This window comes from uncultured Wocania sp. (genome assembly GCF_964021735.1).
GTDB lineage: Bacteria > Bacteroidota > Bacteroidia > Flavobacteriales > Flavobacteriaceae > Wocania_A.
Genome location: NZ_CAXIBN010000131.1, coordinates 1 through 8,652, shown reverse-complemented (window position 1 = coordinate 8,652; position 8,652 = coordinate 1). Strand labels below are relative to the sequence as shown.

At 31.0% G+C, this 8,652-nt stretch carries 7 protein-coding genes and 1 pseudogene; 6 read left to right on the top strand and 2 right to left on the bottom strand.

The window, feature by feature from the left end:
- Positions 1-139: 139 nt before the first annotated feature.
- The gene (gene mutS, locus AADI82_RS11335; RefSeq protein ID WP_341216548.1) at positions 140-2,752 is read right to left on the bottom strand and encodes a DNA mismatch repair protein MutS; all 2,613 of its coding nucleotides are present in this window, start codon (positions 2,750-2,752) and stop codon (positions 140-142) included.
- A gap of 202 nt (positions 2,753-2,954) precedes the next feature.
- Here mutS and AADI82_RS11330 point away from each other — a divergent pair, with 202 nt between their 5' ends.
- The 4 genes from AADI82_RS11330 to AADI82_RS11315 all read left to right on the top strand — a co-directional run bounded on the left by AADI82_RS11330 (position 2,955) and on the right by AADI82_RS11315 (position 5,539).
- Positions 2,955-3,494: an RNA methyltransferase gene (locus tag AADI82_RS11330; protein WP_341216547.1), complete on the top strand. Its 540-nt coding sequence runs from the start codon at positions 2,955-2,957 to the stop codon at positions 3,492-3,494.
- A 56-nt stretch (positions 3,495-3,550) separates the two neighbouring features.
- The gene (locus tag AADI82_RS11325) at positions 3,551-4,195 is read left to right on the top strand and encodes a hypothetical protein (protein WP_341216546.1); all 645 of its coding nucleotides are present in this window, start codon (positions 3,551-3,553) and stop codon (positions 4,193-4,195) included.
- Positions 4,196-4,252: 57 nt separating this feature from the next.
- Positions 4,253-4,912: a class I SAM-dependent methyltransferase gene (locus AADI82_RS11320; RefSeq protein ID WP_341216545.1), complete on the top strand. Its 660-nt coding sequence runs from the start codon at positions 4,253-4,255 to the stop codon at positions 4,910-4,912.
- Positions 4,913-5,215: 303 nt separating this feature from the next.
- The gene (locus AADI82_RS11315; RefSeq protein WP_341216544.1) at positions 5,216-5,539 is read left to right on the top strand and encodes a hypothetical protein; all 324 of its coding nucleotides are present in this window, start codon (positions 5,216-5,218) and stop codon (positions 5,537-5,539) included.
- 170 nt (positions 5,540-5,709) lie between these two features.
- On the opposite strand, the gene folK is transcribed toward AADI82_RS11315, so the two are convergent.
- Entirely contained in the window at positions 5,710-6,840 is a 1,131-nt protein-coding gene (gene folK / locus AADI82_RS11310; RefSeq protein WP_341216543.1) for a 2-amino-4-hydroxy-6-hydroxymethyldihydropteridine diphosphokinase, read from the bottom strand.
- Between the two features lie 70 nt (positions 6,841-6,910).
- On the opposite strand from folK, the gene AADI82_RS11305 reads away from it, so the two are divergent.
- Together AADI82_RS11305 and AADI82_RS11300 are read left to right on the top strand one after the other, a co-directional pair.
- A complete protein-coding gene (locus AADI82_RS11305) occupies positions 6,911-7,615 on the top strand; it encodes a queuosine precursor transporter (RefSeq protein ID WP_341216542.1) in 705 nt (234 codons plus the stop codon).
- Positions 7,616-7,811: 196 nt separating this feature from the next.
- Positions 7,812-8,652: pseudogene (locus AADI82_RS11300) on the top strand (AsmA family protein); the annotation flags it as partial.

The following is an 8,652-nucleotide window of genomic DNA, read 5'->3' as shown; positions in this document are numbered from 1 at the left end:
CCACCTTGGCAAGGTGATGCTCTACCCCTGAGCTACTTTCGCAGTCTTTTAATGAACGTGCAATATCACTATTGCGGATGCAAATTTAAAATATTTCTACTAAAACCAAAGCCTTTTTTAAGAAATAATAAAATTATTTTTAAGCGCGTTTTTTCTTGATCAACATGCGCTTAATTTCATTAAGTTTCATAAGTGCTTCAACGGGCGTAAGTGTATCAATATCAATATGTAAAATCTCTTCTTTAATATTTTCAAGCAAAGGATCATCTAAATTAAAAAAGCTTAATTGCATTTCGTTGTTTAGCGATTTAACCTTATCTGTTAACTCTTCACTAGAATGAGACTTCTCTAATTTCTTTAAAATTTTGTTTGCACGATGCAGAACTTGTTGTGGCATACCTGCCATTTTAGCTACGTGAATTCCAAAACTATGCTCACTACCACCTTCAACCAATTTTCTTAAAAATAGCACGTTATCCTTTAGTTCTTTTACAGAAACATTGAAGTTTTTAATACGACTAAACGTTTCACTCATTTCATTAAGCTCATGATAGTGTGTTGCAAATAAAGTCTTTGGCTTTGCTGGATACTCATGTAAATATTCACTAATTGCCCAAGCTATCGAAATGCCATCATAAGTACTTGTGCCTCTTCCAATTTCATCTAAAAGCACCAAACTTCTATCTGAAATATTATTCAAAATAGAGGCGGTTTCATTCATCTCTACCATAAAAGTAGATTCTCCCATCGAGATATTATCGCTTGCTCCTACTCTCGTAAAAATTTTATCTACTAAACCAATTCTAGCAGATTCGGCAGGTACGAAACTCCCAATTTGAGCTAACAATACAATAAGTGCAGTTTGACGTAAAATAGCCGATTTACCAGACATGTTTGGCCCAGTAATCATGATGATTTGTTGTGTTTCTCTATCTAAAAATACATTATTCGCTATGTAGCTTTCTCCAATTGGTAATTGCTTTTCAATTACTGGATGTCGCCCATCTTTTATGTCTAAATCGAAAGAGTCATCTATAACAGGATATACATACTTATTATCTTTTGCTAATTGTGCGAACCCACATAAACAATCTAACTGCCCAATTAAATAAGCATTCTGCTGTACGGGTTTTATATACTGATTTAACCAAAGAATCAATTCGGAAAACAATTGTTGCTCAATAGCTAAAATGCGTTCTTCTGCACCTAAAATTTTAGATTCGTATTCCTTTAATTCTTCGGTTATATAACGTTCTGCATTAACAAGCGTTTGCTTTCTTATCCATTCTTCTGGCACTTTATCTTTATGTGTATTACGGACTTCAATATAATACCCGAACACATTATTAGAGGCAATTTTAAGTGAGGTGATTCCTGTACGTTCGCTTTCGCGCTTCAACATGTTATCTAAATAATCTTTTCCAGATTTTGATAAGCCTCTTAACTCATCTAATTCTAAAGAAAACCCAACAGCAATACTATGCCCTTTTAAAACATTTACTGGCGCATCTTCATTTAAAGTTTCTTTAATTTTTTCACGAAGCACATCACAACTTTGAAGTTTATCTCCAATTATTTTAAGTGATTCGTTTTTGCAATTTGAAGCCAATGCTTTTATAGGAACGATAGCTTCTAAAGAATTTTTAAGCTGAATAACCTCGCGTGGATTAACCTTTCCTGTTGCTGTTTTAGAAATTAAGCGCTCTAAATCGCCAATATGCTTGATATGGTTTTGAATTTTTTGAAGCGTCGTTTTATCTTTAGTCAAAAAATCGACAACTTCATGACGCTGTTTTATTTTTTCTACATGCTTTAAAGGTAATGCTAACCAACGTTTTAATAATCTTCCACCCATAGGCGAAATGGTTTTATCAATGACGTTTAAAAGCGTTACCGCATTATTATTGGTAGAATTATAAAGCTCTAAATTCCTGATGGTAAATTTATCCATCCACACATAATCATCTTCAGCAATTCTAGAAATAGAAGTTATATGCTGCAATTTTTTATGTTGCGTTTCGCTTAAATAATGTAAAATTGAACCCGAAGCAATTATGCCTTCATATAAATCTTCAATACCAAAGCCTTTAAGTGTTTTCGTGTTGAAATGTTTAATTAAAGTCTCGTAAGCGTAATCGGTTTGATATACCCAATCTTCTAAATAAAAAGTGTGAAAATCATCGCCAAATGTGTCGTTAAACAGTACTTTTTTTTGTTTAGACACTAAAACTTCACTCGGACTAAAATTCTGCAACAGCTTATCAATATATTCTGCATTACCTTGCGATGTTAAAAACTCGCCTGTTGAAATATCTAAAAAAGAAATCCCTATGTACTTTTTATCAAAATAAACCGAACATAAAAAATTGTTCGATTTTGAGACTAAAACCTCATCATTTAGAGCCACACCTGGAGTTACCAATTCGGTAACACCCCGTTTTACAATAGTTTTAGTTTGTTTAGGATCTTCAAGCTGATCGCAAATAGCAACACGCTCACCAGCTTTTACTAACTTTGGCAAATAGGTGTTTAATGAATGGTGCGGAAAACCCGCCAATTCAATTTCGCTTTCACTACCTGCACCACGTTTGGTTAAAATAATGCCTAAAATACCTGCCGTTTTAATTGCATCTTCACCAAAGGTTTCATAAAAATCGCCCACACGAAACAGTAATAGAGCATCAGGATACTTAGCTTTAATAGCATTGTACTGTTTCATTAACGGCGTTTCTTTTTTTGCTTTTTTAGCCAATGGAAAGTGGTTTTTTAATCTTATTTTTGACAAAATTGTAGCATGCAATGTACTATTAATTTCATGTTTTTTGAAGTTGATTTTTGAGAAGTTATCTACAATTGCAAATAGATTTCAACAATGGTTATCATTCTGAACGAAGTAAAAAATCTTGCTAGAGAGACACTTCTACTGTGCTCAGCGTGACACAAGAACATATAAAGTGAGAAAACTAAAAAATAGCGAATTAGATAGATTAAGTGTTGATGCTTTTAAAAGCATTAAAAAAACACCACTAATTATTATACTCGATAATATTAGAAGTTTAAATAATATTGGTTCGGTTTTTAGAACAAGTGATGCGTTTTTAATTGAAAAAATTTATTTATGTGGCATAACAGCAACTCCTCCACATAAAGATATTCATAAAACCGCCCTAGGAAGCACAGATACGGTTGCATGGGAATATATTGAAAACACAATAGATTTAATTGAAAAACTAAAAACCAAAAACATCAAAATCTGTTCCATCGAACAAGCTGAAAATGCAACAATGTTAAATGACTTTGAAGTTGAACCAAACACAAAATACGCTTTAGTTTTTGGCAACGAAGTAAAAGGTGTTGCTCAAGATGTAGTTAATGCTAGTGATGTTGTTATTGAAATACCTCAATTTGGCACCAAACATTCTTTAAATATTTCGGTGAGTTGTGGTGTTGTAGTTTGGGATTTGTTCAGCAAACTAAAATCAAATAATTTATAATTAAATTTGCATTAGTTAAACCAAAAAGCTTACTAAATTAAAAAACCACTATGAACTTGAAAAAAGAATTATTTTTAATTTTAAAACCTAAAAAAATATTTCAATGCCTTCTTATAGCAGTTATTCCTGCCATTTTATTTTATGTAATTTCATTAAACATATTAACACTACAAGGTTATCAAACTAGAGAAATTATTAAGGAATCTGCAGATCTAACCGATTCTTCAAGCTTTCTTGGATTTTTATCAAACATTGGAATATGGCTATGGATAAGTTCTGCCTCAATTTGTTTTTTTACAATTACAAAAAACAAATCTTTGATTGACAAAGGTCAAAAAAAATTACTTTTATTAACAGGCTTATTCTCTATGCTTCTTGCAATTGACGATTTTTTTATGATTCACGATCGTTATATTAGCCAATATATTTGTTATGCTGTTTATGCATTATTAACATTTACAATATTAATAGGTAACTATAAAACAATATTAAAAACTGATGCTTTTGCTTTTTTTTTAGCAGGTTTTTTTCTCGCTCTTTCTGTTTTTATAGATATAATTCAATCAAAAATTCCATTTAACCATCACAAAGTACAAGTATTTGAAGAAGGCTTTAAATTTATTGGAATTGCTACATGGTTATATTTTAATATCAATACAGCATCTTATGATTCGAAAGAATTAAAATCTAACACACTATAGGTATTTAGGCAAATTATGGTGTTGTAGTTTGAGATATATTTAGCAAACTTAAAAGCGGTGACAAAGAAAACAAAGAAACCTTGGCCAACCAAAGATGTGATGAGTCAAATTTATGAGATGCATCTTTGGGGCGGAAACGCATTCGATTTTTATTCTGGATCAGGTTCTCATGACCCGAAAATTATAGCCCCTTATTTAAAAGCTATAATTGCTTTTTTAGAATCTCATAATACGCCCTTAGTAGTTTTCGATTTAGGTTGTGGTGATTTTAATATTGGAAAACATCTGGTTAAATACACAAAAAAATATTTTGGTGTTGATATTGTTGAAGCATTAATTGAAAGAAATAAAAAGGTTTTTAAAGCGAAAAAATTAGAGTTTCATTGTTTAGATATTGTGAAAGATGAATTACCTAAAGCTGACTGTGTCATTCTACGGCAAGTTTTACAACATTTATCCAATGCAGAAATAAAAAGTATAGTTAACAAATTGAATAACTATAAATATGTAATTTTAACCGAGCATATTCCTTTAGGTGATTTTACTCCAAACAAAGACCTTGTTTCTGGACAAGGAATTCGACTAAAACAAAGCAGTGGTGTTAATATTTTGGAAGCCCCTTTTAATTTAAAAATTAAAGATGAGAAACTACTTGATGAGTATATTTTGAAAAATGAAAAAGGGCAGATTGTAACCACATTGTTTGAAGTATTTTAAAATTTAATCTTTTTATCATTCCGTGCTTGACACAAAATCCATTATTAATTGAAACTAGAATATAGATTTCTGTCTCCACAAGAATAACAAAATTAACTTACAGTTTAACTTGATTCTAAACTCTAAAAAATATAACTTCGTTTATCGGTAGTTGGCATTCATTTGAATTTAAAAATAAGCTGGAATCCGAAAAACCTTAAGAGTAGGAATAATTTAATATTAAAGAAAATGAAAAAACTATTACTTATTACCGCAATTACAATTTTAGTTTCATGTTCAAAAGATGATCAACCAGCTAGAACTATGTATGATATTACATATACAGTAATTATGTCAAATGGAGCAACCATTAACAAGATAGAATATAGAGATAGTCAAGGCGACCTTATCGAACTAACTAATGTTACTTCACCTTGGACTATAAACCTTAATGTTAGAGCAGGTCTTGGATTAGAAGCATCTGCATACGGAGATATCCCTTATCAAGGCTCATTAAGTATTACTGCTACTTGGATTCCAGAAGGAGGAGATTCTCAATCAGAAACTGATACACTTGGGAATAATACTCCTGATTCAACTATTAATAATGGAAAAGTGGAAATTCCAGGTAGAACTTTACCTGATTAATACTTTTCCATATTACAAAAACAAAATACCAACAACTATAGTTCATTACAGATGAAATTCCTAATCGGATTTTCAAGTCTTTTTGCTAAATTTATGCTTACGGTGGAATGATACTAACGTATCATTCCGTAGCAAAATCATAGCCAAGCCCGATAAGCGTAACCTCAAAATCACTCACCACAAATCTCATTCAAAACCCACAAATAATCCGTACGATTCTCAACAAAATCCTTATCAGAAATATCAATAATCTTGACGTTAAAATCGGTTTGGGTTTTTAAAAATTCTAAGTAACCCGTATTTATTTTTTCTAAGTATTCGTTGTCGATATTCTGTTCGTAATCGCGTCCGCGTTTTTTAATATTCTCTTGCAAACGCTCCGTGTTTTGGTATAAATACACGTATAATTCAGGCTTTTTTAAATCTTTATACATCAAATTAAAAAGCTTTCTATATAACATAAACTCATCTTCAGCCAAAGTGATTTTAGAGAATATGAGTGATTTAAACACATCGTAATCACTCACAATAAAATCTTTAAACAAGTCAAGTTGTGATAAATCGTCTGATATTTGTTGATAGCGGTCTGCTAAAAACGACATCTCTAAAGTGAAAGCATAACGCTGTGCATCTTCATAAAACTTTGGTAAAAATGGATTATCGGCAAAACGTTCTAAAATCAATTTTGCATTAAAATCGTGTGCCATTTTAGTCGCTAAACTGGTTTTTCCTGCACCAATATTGCCTTCAATAGCGATGTAATTATAGCTTGAAAAATTGTAGGCTTTACTCGGGTTTTTTAACCAAATATTAATGGGTTCTAAAACAGATTCATCTTCGCACTCCTCTAATAAAACAGATACTTCTTTATTAAATTTTGGATGCTTTATTTTAGAAGCGATATCATTTAAAGGTAGTAAAACAAACCTGCGCTTTTCCATTTCTGGGTGAGGCACTTGCAGAGTTTTTGTATCGATAATTTCATCTTCAGAAAAAACAATATCTAAGTCAATAGTTCGTGCTTCGTATCCTTCTCCTTTTTTTCTTGTACGCCCTAAAGCTGTTTCAATAGATAATAATTCTCGCAACACAATTTCTGGTTGTAAGTCGGATTCTAAAACCAAACAGCAATTCAAAAAGTCGTCACTCTCAAAACCAAAAGCTGGCGATTTATAAACTTTAGAAATCAGTTTAATGTGTCCAATTTTTGTATGAATAGCATCAATGGCATTTTGTAAATTTTTAAATTTATCGCCTTTATTACTACCTAATGCAATATGATATGTTGTTGGTTTCATCATAGAGAAAGCAAAATAACTAAAAGTAAATGGTTTCCTTTATATTTACATTAATGATTTATTCACAATTTACATGACATTAAAAGACAAACTTGCTGCACAACGTATATACATGCTCTTGGGTGCTTTATTTATAACATCTTTAGTAGTATCAAACTTAATTTTTCAAAAATTTTTTTATTGGTATCCGTTTGATGTGGAGGTTTTTGGAAGTAAACTTTTTGTTATCTCTGTTGGTATTTTACCATACCCTATTACTTTTTTAATAACCGATTTAATTAGTGAAATTTATGGAAAAAAGCGTGCTAATCAAATAGTAGTTACAGGAATATTTGCTTCTTTATTTTCTGTTTTAATTGTATATGTAGCCGATATAGTTCCTGCAGTTGTAAGTTCGCCCATAAACGATTCTGTTTTTACTAATGTTTTTGGAAGAACCATTTTAGCTGTTGGTGCTAGCATGATAGCGTATTTATTTGCTCAATTTGTAGACATTCAAATTTATCATTTCTGGAAAAAACTTACCAAAGGAAAACATCTTTGGTTACGAAATAATTTCTCGACCTGGTTATCGCAGTTTGTCGATACGTTTTCTGTTGTTTTTTTATTGTGCTTTTTTGAGGTTTTACCTTGGAGCCTTTTTAAAGGCTTATTAGTTAGTGGGTTTCTATTTAAAGTTTTAGTCGCTGCTTGCGATACGCCTTTTTTATATTTAGGAGTTTATTTATTTAGAAAACGGTTTAATTTAGAGGTTAATGAAGAGATTGACTTACTTTAACCGTTTGTGTTAACATTAACATCACTTAGGTTAAATTTTTATTAAACTTTTTACTTACTTAGGCTTAAACACGAACACACTCGTATATTTATATAAACACATTTTTTTATAAAACATCCACAACTAAAGCTTGGTACTCAAGTAAAATGATTAATTGGATGTTACTGTAACCTTTAAAAAACAACAAAATAAACACATGAAAAAAGCTTTAAAAATTATTGGCATTACAGTACTTATTATTGTAGCACTTTTAATCGCTATTCCTTTTGCATTTCAAGGGCAAATTAAAGATATGGTTAAACGTTTTATAAACGAAAACGTGAATGCAAAGGTTGAATTTAGCAGTGTAAGCTTAAGCTTTTTTAGCAGTTTTCCACAAGCCCATGTTAACGTAAGCGATTTGCTAATTACCAATTTTGAGCCTTTTAAAGATGAAACTTTAGTTACTGCTAAAAGCATTTCGTTCACCATGCCTATAAAGGAGTTGTTTAAAAAGGCAGATGAAGCCCCCATTACGGTAAATTCAATTGATGTTAATGAAGCTTTGTTAACTTTAAAAACGAATAAATTTGGTAATAATAATTACGATATTACCAAAGAAGATAAAAACGCTTCAAACGAAAACCAAACAAGTAGCTTCTCGTTTAATCTTAAAGATTATAGTATTAAAAATAGTGCATTAACCTATCTGGATGAAGCATCGAATATTTTAATTCATGTATCAGAATTAAATCATAAAGGAAACGGTACGTTTTCAGCAGAAGCATCAGAATTAGATACCAAAAGCGAAGCTAATATTAGCATTAGTATTGATAGCACCAACTATTTAAGCAACAATCCCGTTAAACTTGATGCTTTAATTGGTTTAGATTTAAACAATAGTATTTACACCTTTAAAGAAAATAAAGGTTTTATAAACGATTTGCCTTTAGAGTTTCAAGGTTCTGTAAAGCAATTAGAAAACGGGCAAGATATTGATATCACTTTTAAAAACCCAGAATCTGATTTTAAAAATTTCTTAGCTGTTATTCCTAAAG